Raw genomic sequence first — 20,750 nt, forward strand, 5'->3', positions numbered from 1 at the left:
TGTTTACATCGGTCAAGGGTGCATGACTCAGTCTGATGGCTATACCTCGTGATTTTATCAATGAGCTGATTGCTCGCACAGACATAGTTGATCTTATCGATCACAAGGTACCCCTTAAAAAAGCGGGTAAGAATTATTCTGCCTGTTGCCCTTTCCACAGTGAAAAATCACCCTCTTTCACCGTCAGCAGAGACAAACAGTTTTACCACTGCTTCGGCTGTGGTGCCCATGGCAATGCCATTGACTTCATCATGGAGTATGACCGTCTCGAGTTCCTCGATGCCATTGAGGAGCTGGCAAGCCAACTGGGGCTGGAAGTGCCGCGGGAGAACAATCCCAACCGTCGTCGTGACGAAGGGCTCAGCCGCGATCTCTACCAGTTGATGGAAGAGGCCAACAGGTTTTATCAAAGCCAGCTCAGGCAACACCAGGACAAACAGAAGGTGTTGGACTATCTGGCCTTTCGAGGGTTATCGGACCAGGTTGTCGAGCGCTTCGGCATTGGGTTCGCCCCCGACGGCTGGGACGGTTTACTGAGCCGTTACCGCTCGCAACAAGAGTCGCAGGACAAGCTGCTGACTGCAGGGATGATCATCAGCAACGACAACGGCAAGCGTTATGACCGCTTCCGTGACAGATTGATGTTCCCGATCCGCGATAGGCGCGGCCGGGTGATTGCCTTTGGTGGCAGGGTGTTGGGAGATGGTACCCCCAAGTACTTGAATTCTCCGGAAACGCCCATATTTCATAAGGGTAATGAGCTTTACGGTCTGTATGAGCTGAAGCAGGCCCACAGAGAACCCCGGCAAGTGCTGATTGTCGAAGGTTATATGGACGTGGTGGCGTTGGCTCAATTTGGGGTCGATTATGCGGTAGCCTCTCTGGGCACCTCGACAACGGCCGAACAGTTTCAGTTGTTGCTGCGCAGCGCCAAAGAGGTGGTTTGCTGCTACGACGGCGATAACGCCGGTAAAGAAGCCGCTTGGCGCGCACTGGAAACAGCCCTGCCACTGCTGAAGCCCGGCGATACAGTGCGCTTTATGTTTTTGCCCCAGGGGGAAGATCCCGACTCCATGGTGCGCAAGACAGGCAAAGAAGCCTTCGAAGCTTTGATAGATGAAGCGCAAACACTGACAGGGTTTCTGTTCGATACCCTGACCACTAAATACGGGACAGACAAGGGCAACCTGGCGAAGCAGGCCATAGCCCTGATTGAAAAGATTCAAGACACAGTGCTGCAAAATCTGTTGCTCGAAGACCTGTCACACAGGCTCGGCATGAACAGCGCAGATGATCTGAAGAAAAAGCTGGGATTCAAGGGCCCCCAAGGGGTTGCCCCCGCCCGGCATAAAGCGCTTAAGGGCCGGGGTACACCGCTGCGACTCGCCGTCGCCTTGCTGGTACAACACCCACAGTTGGGGCTGAATTTGATCCCCCAACCGGCTCTCAAGCATTTACAGATGGCTGGCATAGACTTGCTGGTCGAATTACTGGATTTGACTCGCGCCCAGAAGATGAACAGCGCACAACTACTTGAGCAATTCAGGGATACGGACGAATTTTCCGCCCTGAGAAAACTGGCCCAATGGGAGCATCAAGTGGCGGATGAAAACCTGGAGCAAGAGTTCAAAAAATCCCTGGTATGGCTGAATAATCAATACATTGAGCAGCGCTATCAGGAATTAAGTCTGAAACAGACCCATACTAAAGAAGAGAAAATACAGCTTAAGAAGCTAATCGCGGCCATGAAAAGCCGCCAATGAGCTCTCTCAATTTATGGGTCCGGTCGCCGGACTAGCACAGGGATGCGCACATGGCTATAATTGACGATTTGTGCGGCAAGAGCCCAAGGCCGCTGCCCATCGTTGTAACAGTTACCCAACTTGGATGATATCTATGGATCAAACTCCGCAGTCGCAACTTAAACTGTTGCTCGCCAAAGGCAAAGAGCAAGGTTACCTAACCTATGCAGAAGTGAATGACCACTTGCCTGCAGATATGGTCGATTCCGACCAGATCGAAGATATTATCCAGATGATAAATGACATGGGTATCCGAGTGTTTGAAGAAGCACCGGATGTCGATGACATTATGATGTCGGAAGACAGCACGGATGAAGATGCCGCCGAGGAAGCCGCCGCCGCCCTGGCCTCAGTTGAGAGCGAGCTGGGCCGCACCACAGACCCAGTGCGTATGTATATGCGCGAAATGGGCACAGTGGAACTGCTGACCCGCGAAGGCGAAATTCAGATCGCCAAGCGTATCGAAGAAGGCATCAACACGGTACAGAGCTCAGTCGCCGAGTACCCACAGGCGATCGCCATGATCCTCGAACAGTTTGATCAGTTCGAGGCCGAAGAGATCCGCCTGTCCGACATTATCTCTGGATTTGTCAATCCCGACGAAGACGATGTAGGCCCAAGCGCCACCCATATTGGTTCTGAATTGTCCGATGATGATCTGGATGATGAAGATGATATGGACGACGATGACGAAGATGACGACAGCGATTCCGAGGATGAAGGCTCCAAAGGCCCGGATCCGGAAGAAGCCCGTGAGCGTTTCGGCCAACTACGTGCCGTCTATGAGAACTCACTGAAGCTCATCGAACTCAAGGGGCGCGATCACCCCGAGTCAGTCGCGGCTCTGTTCCACATCGGCGAAATTTTTAAAGAGTTCCGTCTGGTGCCCAAGCAGTTTGACCGTCTGGTCAAGAGCATGCGCAGCATGATGGACAAAGTGCGGGTTCAGGAACGCCTGATCCTCAAGCTTTGTGTTGAACAGGCCAAAATGCCGAAGAAGAACTTTGTTAAGCTCTTCACCGGCAACGAAACAGATATCAGCTGGTTCAACGCCGAGATGAACTCCGGCAAGCCATACGCCGAAGGCCTGAAAATGGTCGAGGAAGACGTGCTGCGTTGCCGCGCCAAGCTGGAAGCCATCGAAGCCGAAACCGGCCTGTCTATCGCCTCAATCAAAGACATCAACCGCCGCATGAGCATAGGTGAAGCCAAGGCTCGCCGTGCCAAGAAGGAAATGGTTGAAGCCAACTTACGTCTGGTTATTTCTATCGCCAAGAAATACACCAACCGTGGTTTGCAGTTCCTGGATCTTATCCAGGAAGGCAACATAGGCCTGATGAAGGCTGTAGACAAGTTTGAATACCGTCGTGGATATAAGTTCTCTACCTATGCTACTTGGTGGATCCGTCAGGCCATTACCCGCTCCATCGCGGACCAGGCCCGTACCATACGTATCCCAGTACACATGATAGAGACCATCAACAAGCTCAACCGTATCTCGCGGCAGATGCTGCAGGAAATGGGACGCGAGCCTTCTCCGGAAGAGCTGGCCGAGCGGATGATGATGCCGGAAGACAAGATCCGCAAAGTGCTGAAAATCGCCAAAGAGCCTATCTCCATGGAGACCCCTATCGGGGACGACGAAGATTCGCATCTGGGGGATTTCATCGAGGATACTACCCTCGAGTTGCCACTGGACAGCGCCACCAGCGAAAGTCTCAAGAGTGCCACTCATGAAGTGCTGGCAGGCCTGACAGCCCGTGAAGCCAAGGTCCTCAGAATGCGTTTTGGTATCGACATGAACACTGACCACACCCTGGAAGAAGTGGGCAAGCAGTTCGACGTTACCCGTGAACGTATTCGTCAGATTGAGGCCAAGGCACTGCGTAAGCTGCGTCACCCGAGCCGCTCGGAAATCCTCAAGTCCTTCCTGGACGAGTAAGCAAGCTTTTGTACAAAAACCCCGCTACGCGGGGTTTTTTATTGTCGTTATGCCTCGAGTCTGATTAACAGATAACCACTTGAAAGCAATGACATCAATAATGCGCAAAACACGGGTGACAAGCACGATTAAACTTCGTATACTCTGTCCCGCTTCTGGTGATGACGATTACCTTAAGCTGGCCCCTTAGCTCAGTTGGTTAGAGCACACGACTCATAATCGTTAGGTCCCCAGTTCGAGTCTGGGAGGGGCCACCACTTTTTCGAAGGCTTAGCTAACTCAATTTAGCTAAGCCTTTGTTGTTTCTGGGATATAGCCTTTATCACTATCCTTTCCTCTCTTCCCATCGATAAATGCCTTATAGTTGACTACTCGTCACCAACTGTAAAACCGAATATGGATATTCTCGATAAGTACGAACTAAAAGAGTGGTGGAACACAGCACTAACGCCTGCTCAACGTGACCAAATCTCACGCGACTATCAGCCAATGGGTTACCCGTCTGGCGCACGTTATCTCTATGCAAAGCTGGTTGGCAAATCGTATTGTGAAACAGATAAGTGCTGTTTTCTGGATGTGTTGGCATGTGTAGCTAAAGATGATGCTAAAGACATCATTAGGGACAAAACCGAGCAAGCAGTTAAAGAGGCTCTTAGCCAGCCAAGGAAAAATTACAAAGACATTCATTTAGCACTAACTGGCTTAATTAAACATCACTACCGCCTTCGACAGAATCCAGCGCACTACAACAAAGCAAAAGAGCTTTGTTTGCTACAAATATCCATTTCACGCCAAGCTGCGAGTGCTTTCAAAAAGCCGCCTAAACCACATGGCATGAACATGAAGAAATTTGAGGAACTGTTAGGCCATACACCTGTTGGCTATGACACTCCGCAAATGATGCCTTCTCATCTTGGCTATAAACAACTGGCGATAATTCTTGAAAAGGAAGGGGAGCTTGAAAGTGCTCTTGAACTTACAGAGAAGGCTTTAAAACAAGGCTGGACGAATGATTCGGACAAATGCATCACCAAACTAACGGTAAAGCTAGACAAACGAAAATAATCCTTTTTATAGAGTATGATAACCCGCGTTAAAGGTGCCAAAAAACGCCGCTAGTGATGTCCAAAACTCAAGATTATCACCATAAAATACCAGGAACCTCTAAAATACCCCTTAATCATCATTGGATTACTGTTTAGTTGTGGTGAGCTAATGCCACATAATCCAGACGAAATTGGTGTCTACATTAAGTGTAAAGACGCTGTATCAATAGTCGGAGGCTAACTAACGCGATATTAAAGTTAGGTATCCTCATTTTTATTCCTTTCCATTTTATTCGCCATTAAGGTTAAGTATCTTCATTTTTCAATGGCAATCAAAAATTTTCTCACCTTGGTAGAATACTTTTCCAGACTCAAAAAAATACATGCGCTCCTTAGCGACTCCACAAGTGTCAACATTGATGACACCATTACCTACACCCCGTGTATCAATAAAATATTCCGACATATGAGGATTGCGAAGCCGATAAATATTGAACCCATCATCTAAAACACCGCTACAAGACAAAATACCTTTATAATCATCTTTTCTATCTTCAAATGAACCTGTATCTCCATGCGAGAAAAATACATCTACAAATTCATCACTATCAACATAAACTACATATACACGATCAACTTCTTCTATATCCTTCCCATCACCACTTGCTGCATATGCATTTAAGCAAGAAAAAATCAATGGCGTAAAAAAATCTGAAGTTGACTTGCTTTCAATTGCCACACAAGCAAATTGATTCAAAAGAACAACAATTAGTAACAAGAAGCGCATGACTATAACACCTTATTGGGTAGTGTATCCAACAGTATTCGCTCACCTTCTGAGAGACTATCGCCCTTGAGGAACTTTGCCGCCACAGGATTGCCACTAAAGAGCCCTGTCCAACGCTCAATGACTTCAAATGGCGACAACGATTGTTGCGTAGCAAGGTCGATTTTGAGCACCAAATGGTAGTGATTACTCATGACCGCATAAGCGCAAACGTCGATGCAGAATATTGACGACAACTGCCTGATTTTATCCACTATCCAGCCACGCCTATGTTCGTAACTGCGCCCCGACAGTGCATCTTCACCACACAAAAACGCCCTTCGGGCGCAACGGTTAATCACGTGGTAAAAGGGCGTACTTTCAGCATCTATCAACTGGCGACGGGCTGTGGTCATAACCAACCTTGACTGAGCTTTGATGGGTATTTCAAAGCCTAGTCAAGGCTGTGCGAAACATCAAAAAGATCTGGCTGTCCTGTTTTCACTGTTTTCACTTGTTTTCACTTTGGCAGAAATCCTGCTTTGGTGCATCGATCTGGCTGCCAGGCATCTGGGATGGCAGCGGAGGTTTCAAGCCAATACGATACGTGACAGAAACGTGCTATCTGTGCTCCGGCTCGGCAAAGAAGTGAGACGACGTCCGGAATACTCAATCAAAGAATCGCATTTTCGCTGGGCTTGGGGTGAATTTCTTAAACAGGTTAACACCTCTGGGAGGCCCGAATTATGAGGAGATCATCCAACGCCAAATTAATGTACACTTGCTTCGTCCCACCTTTTGAATGTACTTATAATAGCTTGTTTCAATTTGAAATCAGCCAAAAAATATTTGGCGTTTGTTGTGTACTTAATTGACACATCTTTATAACTAGTAACTGCTGTACATTTTACATTACTTAAATCATATTTTTCATCTTCTAATGGCCCGACAGTGCAACTACCAAACCATTCATCTGATTCATCGATAGAGTCGGTATCGGCCTTAAAGTAATGCCATAGCTTAGGGTACCCAGATTTCGGATAAACTCTATACAATCCTAAATAAGAGTCTTTTTCTATTATCGCCCCCTTATATAAACCAAGCTGACTCTTAGCATCATCAATATCTTTTGAAGGCCCCTCATCCACTACATTCCCAATAAGCAATATCGCATTACCCAACAATGATGAGTCACCTTTTGATTCAACATTAAACTCGAAAAGAGGTACTTTAAGAGATAATTGTTCACTCTGTGAATCAAGATTTTCATCCGCTACAATTGATGTAGGAAGATCACTTAAAACATAACTTTTAGGAATAAAAAGTTTTGTACCCGCTATTTTAACTTCTAATATATCCATAGACTTAATCTCTTCAGTTTCACAGCCAGCAAGAAAAAGTAACAGAATTACCAGTGCGATTTTACGATAAAGCACATTTATTGTATTTCTCATTGATCACATCCTTGGCACCACATACTACTGTATGTATTTGCTTCAAACATTACTGGACTCCAACCCATTGCAGATGGGACATAAGCCCCCGGTATCGCATGAGTTCCACCAAATATATGTGCAGGAATCCCATGATTTGTAAATACGGCATGGTGATAGTCTGTTACCTGTTGAGGACTCAGTAAATTAGCTATACTTCTAGTATCCCCCATAACAGCCTGAGCGTGAGCCAAAGCTAGCTCAGCTCCAATTTGTTCCATAGTAACACTCAAGTCATTACCTTGAATATAACCTTCTAAATCAGACCATGTATGTGCCGCAGCCAGTCTTTCTAATATACCTGCTCCCACATAATCAGCATCCCCCCACCCAGTCAAAGCTGTTTTAGCAACGGGGTCTCCATCATCATACCTAGAACGCCAAAATTCCTTATATTTACCATTTTTGGCTAATTCCATTTGTTCATCTGTTATAGGAGAGCCCTCTCTAGGATGCATTTCCTCATTAAAAATTCTCGAAAACGCTCCAGTGAGTGCTCCGTTAGCAAATTTACCACCTGTTATTTTTGAAGCAGTCCCCCCAACAACTGCAGAAGCAATAATCCGTTTAAAGTACCCACTTCGCCCATTTAGACGGTCAATACTGTTTGCAAATGATTGCGTTACCCCTGCCGCCATAAATCCATGACCGAACTTTCCTCCCTGTAAAACATTCATAACTCCGCCGGTTAGTCCATGAGCAGCAACTTTTCCAAAGTATCCTGCCGACCCCAAAGAGGTATTAACTCCTTCAAAAGCATTCCCTACGCCATAAAAAGCAGCACCACTTAAAGCTCCCCTTAGCGCCCCCGTTAGAACATTTCCCCCGTTAACCCCTGAATTTACAGCACCGGCAATAGCCCCGGCTGTGGCAGCGCCATACCAAGACCCAGCAAAGTAGGCTCCACAAGCAGGGCAATATATAGACGCAACAGCAACAACAATTGCCCCAATAAAAGGTTTAATTGCCTTCCAGAGTTTATCGAAGAAGAACCCACTCGGATCGGAATAACTCATCGGGTTATTCAAAACATAACTATAACGGTTATAGCTTTGTGTATTGGTTGGCGCTTGGATATGCGGATCGGCCTGCAAGAAACGTCCTATGGTGGGGTCATAGATACGCCCATTCATATGGATAAGATTCAGGTTATCTATACCTTCATGCCCGGTATAACCTTTGGATGCAGCTGGCGCGATATAATCATTCAACAGTGAATGGCTATAGGCGGCGGTTTGTTTACCCCAAGGGTCATAGGTAAACTGCTGCACCACATTACCGGACTTATTGGTAATCGTCGTGGTTGAGCCTTGATGATCTTTGTGCAGGTAAAACTCGTCAACAGTGTTATTACTACGCTTGGTTATCACCAAATTGCCGACATACAATTTTTGCTCGGTGAGTGCCGGTTTGTTGCCGCCGCTACGGGTGACTTTCTCATACCCCCCGACATATAAGGTGGTGAGATAGCTTGTCACTCCCGCTTCAACTTTAACGTCGTAACGCTCGAAGCGTTGCCGGTTGGCATCATACTTAAAGCGGGTTGATTCCCCACCTTGAGTAATGTTGGTGACCAAATCGTAAGAACTGTAAGTGAAACGGCGACTGCCATCCTGGGTGATATTGCCATTATTGTCATAGGTCATGGTATGTGATGGCCCATCGGATATCAGGCAACTTGAACCATTGAGCACACCATTGGCCGGACAGGAATAGATCACTGCGGCACTGAGCTGACGGCGACAACTGCTACCGGAAACCGACCAACCACTTGGGCAACTCCAACTACTGGGGCTGGCTGTCTGGGTACCTGTGCAGTTGGTTCCTGACAGCGCAGTTCCAGCAGGACAGGACCAGCTAGGCGCTGCAGTATAATTCTTGTTACAGACACTACCCGATAAGGTACTGCCGGCCGGGCATGACCAAGTGTTGTTTTGGGTCACTACTTTGTTGCAGCTACTGCCGGACAGGGTACTGCCTGCGGGACATGACCAGCCATTACTCTGGGTTTGCAATTTGGTGCAGCTGGAGCCTGAAAGCGTACTTCCTGTTGGACAGGTATAGGTATAATTCGCCAGCTCTGTTTTCTTACACTGCTCTCCACCAGGCCACACATTGTTATAACCCGAAGGGCATTTCCAATCACAGACTTGGGCACGGGTACTGAACTCAGGGATAGTACTCTTGGGGTCTCTACCTCCTCCACCACTTCCCGTACATACCCATTTAGCCCAGGTAGTACTGGTTTGAGTACACTTATCTTGTGCACTGGAATAGCTATAACCAGCCGGACAAGTCTTGGCAGCACTGGAAACCACCTTCTTCTCACAGCGTTTAGCAGTGCTGTTGTAGGTGTATCCGGCTGAGCAGGTTGCGGTTGCCTGTGATGTCACAGTCTTCTGGCAGGAACTGCCATTCCAGTTGTAACCCGCAGCACAAACGGCGGTTGCCGGACTGGATACTGTTTTAAGGCATTGACTACCACTCCAGGAATAACCTGCCTGACAAACAGGAGTCGCAGGCGTTGAGATGGCTTTCTGGCAGTTGCTGCCATTCCAGCTATAGCCGACAGGGCATACCGCAGTGGCCGCTCTTGTCTCCGTTTTGAGGCAACTGGTTTTGCTGCTGTTGAAAGCATAACCTGCCGGGCAGGATTTACTGGCCGCAATTGTACTTGTGTTGGCAATGGAGGCCAGACGATAGGGGTTGGTGCTATCGTAGCGGTAATCACCAACACCGGTTTTAAAGGTGATATTGCCCAAATCGTCATATTGCATCTCATGGGTGGCTTTAAAGTCTGATGGCAGACTCGTACCACCGGAGTGGATGCTGACGGTACGTTCATACAGGCGATACAAATCATCATAGTGATAGTTTTCGCTGAATGTGGCCGGAGCCGAAGACAGGCTGTGCTGACGGTACTCCAGGTTACCTACAGTATCAAAGCGATAGTCAAGCTGATGGGCTGTTACTCCCGCAGTGGTCAAATTGATACCGCTAACCCAGCCAGTGGTTGCATCAAAAACGGTTGATTCCTGGGCACCATTACCATAACGCACCTGCTCCACCTGACCTCGGGCATTCATTTCGGTGATAGTTTGATATGCCTTACCTGTTTGTTGGTCGGTACGCTTGAAAAGGTATCCCTGAGCGTTGTAGTGGTTGACAACCGTCAGCAAGTTATTGGGGTATGTCTGAGTCGCCGCTCTGCCATGGCTGTCATAGCTAAAGCGATGCTCATAGCTACTACCTGCTATGCTTGTCTTGCTGCTGGCCAACCGGCCGGCACTGTCATACCCGCTCTGCTTGCTGTGTACCCAGCCGGTTTGAGAGCAATTGGACACAACTGTGTCGAAACGGGTTTCCGTAATAAGTAAACCGGCAGTTTTGCTGCCTTTGTTACCATAGGTCCAGCAAGAGGTGCCATCTGGCTCAGTTTGCCTGACTTTACGCCCTAGAATGTCATAGTAGATAAAGCTGGATTGGGATTTACCATTGGTCTGTGACAGCATTTCGCCAAAGGCGTTATAAGTGTAGCGCCACTGTCCCTTATCAATGTCCTTGGTGCTGATTTTGCGGCCGTAGGCATCATAGCTTGCCTCGGTGCGCAGCAGCTCTTGTCCCGAGGCTGAGGTGATAAAACTTTTCACCAGCTTGCCACTGGCATCATAGACAAACTCCAGTTCGTTGCCGATATCATCAACAACTTTAAATTGCTCACCCATGGCATTGGAGATAGCACGCTTTTGCTTGCCATTGGGGTCTATCGTCAGCGTCTCAAATCCCAGATATTGAATACTGGAAACGCCGCCGTTGGGATTGGTTTGGTTGATGACCCGACCAAAGTGGTCGTACTCTATTTCGGTGTAATAGGCACTGATACCGGCAAAAGCGGGTTCATATTGTCTGACAGGCCTTCCCTGCGCATCGTAGCTAGTTGCAGTAACAATCCATTGCCCATCAAAACCCTGCTTCTGCTTACCGACTTCACGGCCATATTTATCTGTGATGACTTTGGATTGAGGCGCACCGGCCTTGGTCTTGGTGGTAACCAAATGGCCATGACTGAGAGGTGAACACCCGGCATCACAGGTGGCATACTGATAGCTTGTTGGAACACCATCCGGAGTGACTTCCCGCACCAGCCTTCCCCACTTGTCATGGTCTTTGGTCAGTTTGCGACCATTGGCATCAGTCACGGTAATTTGAGTGATTTTACCCGTTACCTGGTCTGCCGACTGACCATTGTAGGTATAGGTGCTGCTGTCGCCTGCCGCGTTGGTCACTGTCTTGAGCAGACGCCCTCTGGCATCGAATAAATAGCTCATCTGTCTCGACTGCTGGGTGTTGCCGGCGGCATCTACGCCTCCGGTGACCCGCTCGGTCAGGGTGTTGCCGTAAATGTCATAGGTTTTGCCGGTAGTCAATTTGTAGCGATTGTCATTTGGCGATACCGTTGAGTTCATCAGCAAACCGTTATCGTAATAGCTGAATGCGCTCTCGGTCACTATCGCCTGAACCTGCTCTCGCTGATTAAAGCGTGATTTAGTCACCCTGGTATGACTCAGTCGCCCCTTGGCTTCGCCGCCACCATGACCGTCATACTGGTTAACCGTCTCGACCCTTGAAACCAATTGAGTGGCTTCAAGGTCAGTTACATCCACTTTAATGGCAATGGCATTTCCCCAGTCGTCGAACTGAGTCTGGGTGTTTGTCTGCGTTAACTCCCTTACCACCCCATCGCTGCCATATTGCGAGGTGCGCTCCACTACGTTTTCTTCAACCCGGCGATAAATGCCGTCATTGCCTCGCTGAAAGCTGTATTCATTGATTGCCGAGTACAATGTTTTTCCCTGATAGGTTTGTTTGGTTGCCAGGGGCAAACCTATTTGCGGGAACAACTGATGATAGATAGTCTCGGTCACCACCTGAGTCTGATTGTCTATGGTGCGTAATAACTCAAACCCGGCCGGGCCACGCCCCAAACGGTTTATCAGCAAGCCGCCATACTCATAGTTAACGGAAACCTGGCTGCCATCCCCGGTTTCGGTGGCAACTTGCTTGACGACTTTTTGCGGCGGAATAAGGGAGAAGTTACGACTGTTGTCCAGATAACTGGATACCTGAGTCTTATAGACACTGTATTCGCCAGCAGACTTTTCCGTCAGCGGCGCGTAAGTCACCCTGGTCTTGACTCCAAATCCGTCGGTAATCCCCTTGATGGTATTGTGATATGCATGGCTCTTATGGGTTAACCTTTGCCATTGACCGTCTCGAAAATAGACAATATCCAGCTTTCCACGACCATCAATATCCGCGAAATTCAATGGTTGATCGGACAGGTCATTGATTGCGCCATAAGTGGTCCATGAAGTTAACTCGGGGTTGGAGTGATACACCAACGCCTGAGACGAGGTATGCTGAACCACTATTTCGGCTCTACCATCACCCACGATATCGATAAAATAGGTTTTGTACTTCTGAGCATCGGAAGTGGTAATGCCCGTATCGATTCGAGGCAAGAAACCATTGCCATCTGACAGTTGAATAAACCATTTATTATTATGGACATAGGCAATATCCGACAAGCCATCACCATTGAAATCGGCACTGCGTAAGGTATTGGCGATATTGAGGTAATTGTGCTGCCCACGATAGATTTTTTGATGCCGGCGATAACTGGAGCCAGTAGAGACATAAAGGTTCCAATACTCGTAATCACTGACAGACCAAGTACCTCTGATGTCCATCCGGCATTCGTTTTCGGTCACACCAGAAATCACTTTGCCGCTACCGGAGATACACACAGCTTCCCGCTCTCTAACCTCCAACATAAAGTCGGTGAGTCCATCACCGTTGATATCCATAAAGGAGCTGCCAAAACCTCGACTGGAATGCCACTGGTGAACGCTGGTGTTGTGCCCAACTTCAGTACTGGGGAAGCTATAAAGACTTTGCGCCGCAGCAAAACTTCCATTTCCCAAGTTGCGATACCACTTGATGGCGCCACCATCAATGAAGATGATGTCCTCCAATGCATCACCATTGACATCGGCAACCAGCGCCTTACCTTCAAGCCCGATAGCCTTAAGCCCCAAATCCTTGAGCGTGTAATTCACCACACGCTCAATATCCTCACATAGTTGAGTACCGCCGCCATTAGGCTCACACACTGTGTGCTGATAGCTGGAGGGTTTAAAGGACAGAATTTGCCAATTGGCGGTTTCACTGTTGGCCACCAGCAAGTCTCGCTGGCCATCACCATCATAGTCTATAGTTTGGGCATAAGCCGCCTTACCGGCACCGGTCGAGGCCATCGCCTGTTCAATACCCGACTGAATACCACGCTTGTACCAACGCCCGTCCCGTACATAAACGATATCTGATAAACCGTCACCGTCCATATCAAAAAACTTGGCGGTGTCGTTGTTACCGGACGGAATACTCAACGCCCGTCTGCCGGAAAAGGGCTGATAAGCAGGGCCAGCAGACGCACTCGCCTGTCTGTCCCACTCAAAGGTTATCGGTGTACTGCAGTCGGTTTGGGTTTGACCAATACAGGCTTTAACCTGCTCAAGGTAATCATGCTTATCACTGGAAGTCGCCTTGTGATACGTCAGGTAATAGGTTTTGTCGACTTCGTCATCCAGCCTCACCTCAATCTTTTGCAGTTGCTGCTTTATCGCAACAGAGGTGCCATAGGAATAACCATACTTAGGGTAACTGAGGGGGGTATAGATAAATCTGACCTGATTATAGGGAGCCTCACCATTGCTGTGCCCGGCATAATCGATGCTTTTCAGGTATTGCTCACCAGCGGTGTTTTCATAGTGATAACTAATGTAGTTACCTACGGAGTCCTCAATGGCCTTCAGACTCCAATGATAAATCACATCACTGTTGTTTTGAGATACGGACCGATAACCATCTCCGGATGATGAGGTGCCATTCACATCCAGAAACTGCTTCCCGGAAACCTCATCCACATCGCCATAGAAATAGGTGTCTCCCGATTTGGTTTCAACCTTGAAGGCCGCTGGACCGCCGCCAGGCGCCTGGCCAATCACAGTCACCACAGAGGCATCATCCAGCTCCTTACGGTACTCGGCGCCATTTAGACTATGGGTTCCGGCGGTTAAAACCAGACGAGCACCGTCAAGGCAGTAACTGTCCTTGTTGGTAAGCTCTACACCTTGTAAATAGCCATCCTGTTCAATGGTTTTTGGGCAGCGGCTGATGGCGGAAAGCCCTTGAAGCCCCCACCCCAATCCCATAATGGTTTCTCCGCCACCTGATGAATAACTCAGCTCTACGGCGGGCTTTAACTTGCCTCTGGCTGCGGGTGTATCTATGGGGATGGTATATGTTGCCGCACCTTGCTCACTAACCCGAAAAGAGCCACTTAAAGGGACGCTGGATGAAGCAAATACATTGTTTTGGGTAGCAATAGAGAGCAAAAAAAGGGAAATGGGGAGCCCGTACTTCATATAAAACACTCCATGTTTTAATTATTATCAATAGTCCCAAAAAAAACGGGTTAAGCCAACTTAAAGCAAACTTTTTGTTATCCAAACAACCTACCACAAAAAACTAAACATTAAAATAATTAACTTTTACATTACCAATCTTCAGGTGTTACTCAGAAAGCTCAAAGAGTTAAGAAGGATACAAACAGAAACACTCACCAAGAAAAAGCGAAAATTCAAAGAATATTTCCCATCAAGCAAGTTAAATGCTTCTTATAAAACCATCACCACATCAAATCGATTTAAAACTTATTACAAAGATCTCAAAACGTAACTAAGTAGAGCCCATTCACTCTAATATAGAAATCTATTAAAAATAGATTTTGGTTTTTTAGAATTTGAAATTCGCAGAAATTCAACAGAAAGCTTGTATCGAGCTTATAATTACGTATATACAGTAAGACTTACACTGCGACAGTGGCAAGGTATCGCCAGCTATGCTTGTGAGTCGGAATACGCTGAAAACCTGCTATAAAGAGCCCATATGGAACAGAAATGGAGCTTGTTTATCCCCTCGCTGAGTGCAAACCATCAATTGGGGATTAGAAAGCCAGATCCAACTGCTGCAGAGCTTCCTCTGCCGGTGAGTGGCTATCATCCTGGCTGACCAGCCCGGCAGCCACCCCCAGCAGACGGATGCCTCGGCCGTTAGCTCTTTGCAATGCCTGGGTCAGCAAGTCATCCAGCAGGCGCACAGATAACTCACTCGAGCGGGTTTCTATAGTGGTCTGTTTAAAGTCACTGAACTTGAGTTTGACCACCAGCTTATGAATTTGCCTGTCTTTGGCTCCGCGCTCCAGACGGCGGGCCAACTCCTGCACCAACTGTGGCATTACCTGGCGACACTGGGCCAGGGTATGAATATCCTCTGCCAGCGTGGTTTCTACCCCAACAGACTTGCGCTCTCGGTTGATGGTCAGTTCACGCTCGTCTATCCCCTGAGCCCTTTCATAAAGCAAGGTACCAAACTTTCCAAACCGCTGTTGTAACTTGGTCAGCGGCACCTTTTGCACATCCGCGCAGGTATGCAGCCCCATATCGGCCAGCTTCTGGGCGGTGACCTTACCGACGCCGGGGATCTTGATAAGCGGCAGGTTTTTTACAAACTCGGGCAGTGCCTGTGGCGTGACCACATACTGGCCGTTGGGCTTGTTGAGATCCGATGCCACCTTGGCGAGAAACTTGACCGGGGCGATACCTGCCGAGGCCGTCAGGCCGGTTTCCGCCAGGATATCGGCGCGAATAGCCTCGGCAATGAGGGTGGCCGAGCCTTGGTATAGTGAGCTATCGGATACATCCAGGTAGGCTTCATCCAGCGACAGAGGTTCAATCAGTGAGGTATAGCGGGCGAAGATGGCCCGTATCTCTGCCGAGACTTCCTTATAAACAGACATGCGCCCGGGGATCAGCAGCAGATCCGGGCAAAGCTTTAACGCATAGGCCGAGGCCATGGCAGAGCGAACGCCAAATTTACGCGCCTCATAATTGCAGGTGCTTATCACCCCGCGTCTGTCACTGCTGCCGCCGACGGCCAGAGGTCGGCCACGATATTCTGGAAAATCACGCATCTCCACCGCGGCAAAATAGCAGTCCATGTCGATATGTATGATCTTTCTCAAGCTTGCTTTCCGGATCTCAAAGGGCTCGGTCGAGCCGGACACAAACAGAGTACTGTATAAAAACACAGTTAACAAGCCAGGATAACGAAAAAGCAGATCAATCGAGAGCAAAAAAGGAGAGCCAAAGCTCTCCTTAATGGATTTAAAGCTCGTCTTAATCGATGCGGAACTGACCTATGTTAAGCCCCAGAGCCGTGGCCAACTGTTGGAATGCCTGTATCTGATGTGACAGCTCTTCGCTGGCGCTCAGGGATTCATCGGAGCGGCCACGAACATTTTCAATGTTGCAGGCCACTTCTTCGGCCACCACAGCCTGCTGGCCTATCGCCGCAGTGATCTCCATGGTTTGCAGCTGGATGGCATCCACTGCCGCGGTTATTTCTGTCAGTGCCCGCTCCACTTCCAGAGTCAGGCTTTGGCCCTGGTTGGCCTCCCTGACTCCGGCTTCCATCACCTGTTCGGCTTGTTGTGCCTGTTGCTGCAGAGTCTGGATAATGCCCTGAATATTGGTCGTGGAGTCCTGAGTGCGGGATGCCAGGGTGCGCACCTCATCGGCCACAACCGCAAAGCCCCTTCCCTGCTCGCCGGCGCGGGCCGCTTCAATGGCGGCGTTGAGTGCCAGCAGATTGGTTTGCTCGGCAATGGCGCGGATCACACTGAGCACCTCGCCTATCTCCTCTGAGCTGCTTCTGAGCGCCCGAATAACCCCCGCAGCCTGGTTGACCTGAGTAGAAAGTGAGTGCATTCCCTGACTGGCCTGCTGCACCACATCTGCGCCGTTTCTTGACTGCAACAGCGCCGTCTCGGCAAACTCGGCGGCTCGTTGGGCGCTGGTCGCCATCTCCTGGCTTGTGTGGGCCATTTCGGTAGCGGCTGTGGCCACTGAGGCAATTTCCTGTTTCTGGGCGCTGACAGAGGCCAGTGCGTTGTCACACACTTCAGCCGCGGCGGCAACCCCATTATCCACCCGACCACTGAGCTCACGGGTTTCCAGCAACAGACTCTGCACCTTGGCGGCGAAACGGTTGAATGCGGCGCCGAGACGCCCAAGTTCATCGGCGCGGTTGATTTCAATCCGGCGTGACAAGTCGCCCTCACCCTCGGCGATATCTTCCATGGTGTGCAGCAGGCTATTGAGATTACGCCGAAACGGCAACATCATCAGGAAAACGGTTAACGCCACCAGTAAAATAATCCCCACTGAGACCAAGCTGGTTTGCCAAAGGCTTTGCTTCACAGGTGCCTGAAACACTTCATTGGGCAACATGAACCCCAAATACCAGCGCACTTTGGGATAGTCACCGCGAATGGCAATGTAGCTCACCCGCTGCAACTCTCCCTGATAAGTGACTTCGGCAATACCGGCATCCCGGGTTTGCATTTCACGTTTCAGTTCACTAAAACCCTGATTGTCGCCGCTGAGATTGTCAATAACGGCCGCATCAGAGCCGGCGGGAAACCCCTGGTTAAAACCCGGGAAGTAAACCAGCTTTCCCTGCTCCGTCATCAAAAACGCCTGGCCTTCGCCCCGGTATTTGATTGGCGCCAGCAGGTTTTTACCTATGGTATCGATGAGAATATCCATACCGCCTATGCCTATCAGGCGACCATTGGCATCCTTGACTACAGTCTTGACCGTGGCCGAGATTGAGCCGTCGTTGGCATCCACTGCCGGGTCGCCGACAAACAAACCATTTTTGTCTATCGCTTCCTGCCACCAGGGACGTTTGTTGGTGTAGTAGTCGGGATCGCCATCGTAACGGCCATTGAGATCAAAGTACTCGAAGGTATTGGCCGAGCCGAAGAACACCGACTTGATCTCCTTGTCCTGCTCGGAGAAAAAGTGGAAGTAATCCACCAGCTGTTGATAGCCGGGATCGAGGCTGAGATCTGAGCCACGGCTATGGTATTTGGCAAACCAGTTATTGATGGCAGGGTTAGCAAAGACAGAGTGAATAATCTGCCCCTTGGCGTAGAAGTAATTGCCTATTTCATTGGCCTTGAGGGTGATCAGCGCCGATATGTCCTGATCTATGCGGGCACGGGTATCGTCGCTGCTACTCTTTACCATCACGGCGGCCACTATAGACAACAACAACGCCAGGGCACCGACGATAGCCAATACAAGTTGCAAACTGAGAGAACGTCTTATCTGCTCCATTGCGAGTCCTATTTGTTATATTTTTATTTAAGGAAACCAGCAATGTATCAGAATCTGTTAACAATTTTGAATACTAAATGACAAGAAACAATATAATTTTCTATGTAAACAATCCCCTGCACCAAACCGAAGCAATTCAGTGCCTTATTGCCCAATTTAAGTACATTCAAATTTAATTCAGGCTCAATGCAGCACCAGATAGCAAAAGAGCCGCAATAGCGGCTCCTGTCGGGACAGCTTTGATACCGTTACATCTTGGACTGGATGTAATTCTGTAGCCCAACCTTGTCGATAAGGCCCAGCTGTTTCTCCAGCCAATACATGTGGTCGTCTTCGGTTTCTTCCAGCAATAGCTCCAACAACTCCCGGCTCTGATAGTCCTTGAGTTGCTCACACAAGGTGATGGCTTCTCTCAAGTTAGCGGCAACCTTATATTCATATTGCAAGTCGTTGTGCAGCATCTCCTGCACATTCTTGCCTATGGTGAGGGCGTCGCGACTGGCAACATCCGGAGTGCCTTCCAGAAACAGTATCCGTGCAATCAACTTGGCGGCATGCTCTCTTTCATCGTCCGACTCATGCTTGATCCGCTCATAGAGCTCATTCAGCCCCCAGTCTTCATACATATGGGCATGCACGAAGTACTGATCCATTGCCGACAGTTCCCCGGTCAGCAGCTTGTTGAGCACATCTATGACTTGCTGATGGCCTTTCATACCTGTCTCCTTATTCTTTCTCAATCTGTGACTGCAGATAGTTAGCCAGTCCGGTCAGGCTTATCAGCTCAAACTGAGCTTCCAGCCAATCCAGGTGTTCCTCTTCATCTTCCAGCAGATCCTCGAGGATATCGCGACTGACATAATCACGCTCAGTCTCACACAGGGCAATGGCATCTCGCAGCACTGTCAGTTGCTCTTCCAGCATCTGTTTGTCACAGGCCAGCATCTCTTCGCTGTGTTCACCTATGCGTAACTTGTCCAACTGTTGCAAGTTGGGCAGGCCTTCGAGAAACAACACCCGCTCGATAAGCTTGTCGGCGTGCTTCATATCCTGAATCGATTTCTTGTAGGCTTTGTGGTTGAGTCCTTCCAGGCCCCAGTTCTTGAACATGCGGGCATGAAGGAAGTACTGATTGATGGCTGTCAGCTCACAGGTCAACACCTTGTTGAGCTGGGACACCACTTTGGGATGACCTTTCATTATCTCGTCCTTTAGCTTTGATTAAACTTGATCCAAGTCAATGTTTCCAGCCTAGCCCAAAGCGGGACGCATTACAAATTAACCTTTAATTTCACAAACTTACAAAAGATAACCATTATCATTTTAACTAAGGTTAGCAAGCTGCTTTTAAGCACAAGTGATTAAAAAAGCTCGATATCATCTTCTATCTGTGGCCCCTGGAGCTTGCCTTCTTCCAACAGTTGCCCATAAAACGCCACTTGGTTGCGACCATTGCCTTTGACAAAATACAGTGCGTTGTCGGCCTGATTGAGCAAGGTTCCGGGCTCAACCCGGGGATCTATTCCCACAATGCCCATAGAGATGCGGATCCCGCCCAACCGCTCCTGCTGCAATTTGGCCAGCCTGTGGGTAAACTCCTGACACAACTTAAGCAAGGCACTGCGGGTACGCGGCGCCGGCAGGATAACAAACTCATCACCGCCAAAACGGAACATGAGATCCTGAGGGTTAAACACCTGCTTCATCAGCGCCGAAACCTGCAACAGGACTTCATCGCCATAGAGGTGGCCGAAGGTATCGTTGATTTTCTTGAAGTAGTCTATATCGAAGATGCAAATCCACAGCTTGAGCTCCTCTTCGGCGTCCATACTCGCCTGTTCCTGCTTGAGTTCACAGGCAATTTCCACCGAACTGTATAACTGTGGCAAAAAGGCTTTGCGGTTCAATAGATTGGTAAGGCTGTCGGTTTCACTCTCTACCACTATGTGGAAATAGTTCTCATAGACTTTGGCAAAACCTCTGAGCAAAACCATATCTTGCTCAGTCAATAAAGGCGCGCTGACCAAGAGCACCTTGGTGAGTTTATCGTTGATGATGATGGGAACTGCCAACTCTTGGTGCAGACCGTTGGAGAAACAGATCTCCCTTTGCTGTTCGATACAGAGTTTGACCGATACAGCCAAGGTGGCGCCGTTAACATTGCGCTGACCATCCAGGCCACCCTTACGCTTGGTAAGCTTATCCACATCCAGGATACACACCTCATCAATGCTGAGCATTTGCGATACTGTGGACACCAGGCTCTCGGCCAGCGAATCCAACTGCCGCTGCTCGGTCAACTGTACCACTGAATCGAGAATAGCTTCCGGCTCCCTGCTCATCGGTATATCTCCTCTACAGAGCGCTTGTCCATGCCACAGAGTGTAGTACAGCA

At 48.9% G+C, this 20,750-nt stretch carries 11 protein-coding genes, 1 tRNA gene and 2 pseudogenes; 5 read left to right on the forward strand and 9 right to left on the reverse strand.

The genetic code is table 11. From position 1 onward, the window contains the following. Nucleotides 1–35 precede the first annotated feature (35 nt). The 4 genes from dnaG to ACF8D4_RS08180 all read left to right on the forward strand — a co-directional run bounded on the left by dnaG (nucleotide 36) and on the right by ACF8D4_RS08180 (nucleotide 4,809). The gene (gene dnaG / locus ACF8D4_RS08165; protein ID WP_045283521.1) at nucleotides 36–1,763 is read left to right on the forward strand and encodes a DNA primase; all 1,728 of its coding nucleotides are present in this window, start codon (nucleotides 36–38) and stop codon (nucleotides 1,761–1,763) included. 133 nt (nucleotides 1,764–1,896) lie between these two features. After that, nucleotides 1,897–3,744: an RNA polymerase sigma factor RpoD gene (gene rpoD / locus ACF8D4_RS08170; protein ID WP_101059504.1), complete on the forward strand. Its 1,848-nt coding sequence runs from the start codon at nucleotides 1,897–1,899 to the stop codon at nucleotides 3,742–3,744. A 180-nt stretch (nucleotides 3,745–3,924) separates the two neighbouring features. Beyond that, nucleotides 3,925–4,001: transfer RNA gene (locus tag ACF8D4_RS08175), tRNA-Ile, on the forward strand. A gap of 139 nt (nucleotides 4,002–4,140) precedes the next feature. Next, nucleotides 4,141–4,809: a hypothetical protein gene (locus ACF8D4_RS08180; RefSeq protein WP_025010512.1), complete on the forward strand. Its 669-nt coding sequence runs from the start codon at nucleotides 4,141–4,143 to the stop codon at nucleotides 4,807–4,809. Nucleotides 4,810–5,112: 303 nt separating this feature from the next. On the opposite strand, the gene ACF8D4_RS08185 is transcribed toward ACF8D4_RS08180, so the two are convergent. Together ACF8D4_RS08185 and ACF8D4_RS08190 are read right to left on the reverse strand one after the other, a co-directional pair. After that, a complete protein-coding gene (locus ACF8D4_RS08185) occupies nucleotides 5,113–5,577 on the reverse strand; it encodes a hypothetical protein (protein WP_107005921.1) in 465 nt (154 codons plus the stop codon). 154 nt (nucleotides 5,578–5,731) lie between these two features. Next, nucleotides 5,732–5,972: pseudogene (locus ACF8D4_RS08190) on the reverse strand (alpha-amylase family glycosyl hydrolase); the annotation flags it as partial. A 163-nt stretch (nucleotides 5,973–6,135) separates the two neighbouring features. On the opposite strand from ACF8D4_RS08190, the pseudogene ACF8D4_RS08195 reads away from it, so the two are divergent. Continuing rightward, nucleotides 6,136–6,306 (forward strand): annotated as a pseudogene (locus ACF8D4_RS08195) (IS4 family transposase); the annotation flags it as partial. 20 nt (nucleotides 6,307–6,326) lie between these two features. Here ACF8D4_RS08195 and ACF8D4_RS08200 read toward each other — a convergent pair. From ACF8D4_RS08200 to ACF8D4_RS08230, 7 genes are all read right to left on the reverse strand, one after another. Continuing rightward, nucleotides 6,327–7,010, reverse strand: a complete 684-nt coding sequence (locus ACF8D4_RS08200) for a hypothetical protein (protein ID WP_208156547.1) — start codon at nucleotides 7,008–7,010, stop codon at nucleotides 6,327–6,329. Further along, nucleotides 7,007–14,536 (reverse strand): FG-GAP-like repeat-containing protein, encoded by a 7,530-nt coding sequence (locus ACF8D4_RS08205; RefSeq protein WP_392468578.1) that lies wholly within the window; start codon nucleotides 14,534–14,536, stop codon nucleotides 7,007–7,009. Before ACF8D4_RS08205 ends, ACF8D4_RS08200 begins: the two co-directional genes overlap by 4 nt. A gap of 581 nt (nucleotides 14,537–15,117) precedes the next feature. Continuing rightward, nucleotides 15,118–16,194: a DNA polymerase IV gene (gene dinB, locus ACF8D4_RS08210; protein WP_028779751.1), complete on the reverse strand. Its 1,077-nt coding sequence runs from the start codon at nucleotides 16,192–16,194 to the stop codon at nucleotides 15,118–15,120. A gap of 154 nt (nucleotides 16,195–16,348) precedes the next feature. Further along, the gene (locus ACF8D4_RS08215; RefSeq protein ID WP_392464893.1) at nucleotides 16,349–18,355 is read right to left on the reverse strand and encodes a methyl-accepting chemotaxis protein; all 2,007 of its coding nucleotides are present in this window, start codon (nucleotides 18,353–18,355) and stop codon (nucleotides 16,349–16,351) included. Nucleotides 18,356–18,603: 248 nt separating this feature from the next. Beyond that, a complete protein-coding gene (gene bfr, locus ACF8D4_RS08220; protein WP_025011865.1) occupies nucleotides 18,604–19,071 on the reverse strand; it encodes a bacterioferritin in 468 nt (155 codons plus the stop codon). Nucleotides 19,072–19,081: 10 nt separating this feature from the next. Beyond that, nucleotides 19,082–19,555: a bacterioferritin gene (gene bfr / locus ACF8D4_RS08225; protein WP_025011866.1), complete on the reverse strand. Its 474-nt coding sequence runs from the start codon at nucleotides 19,553–19,555 to the stop codon at nucleotides 19,082–19,084. 161 nt (nucleotides 19,556–19,716) lie between these two features. Next, nucleotides 19,717–20,697, reverse strand: a complete 981-nt coding sequence (locus tag ACF8D4_RS08230; protein ID WP_025887793.1) for a GGDEF domain-containing protein — start codon at nucleotides 20,695–20,697, stop codon at nucleotides 19,717–19,719. Between the last annotated feature and the right edge of the window lie 53 nt (nucleotides 20,698–20,750).

It is taken from the genome of Shewanella sp. YQ_9, from assembly GCF_043103185.1.
Lineage (GTDB): Bacteria > Pseudomonadota > Gammaproteobacteria > Enterobacterales > Shewanellaceae > Shewanella > Shewanella algae.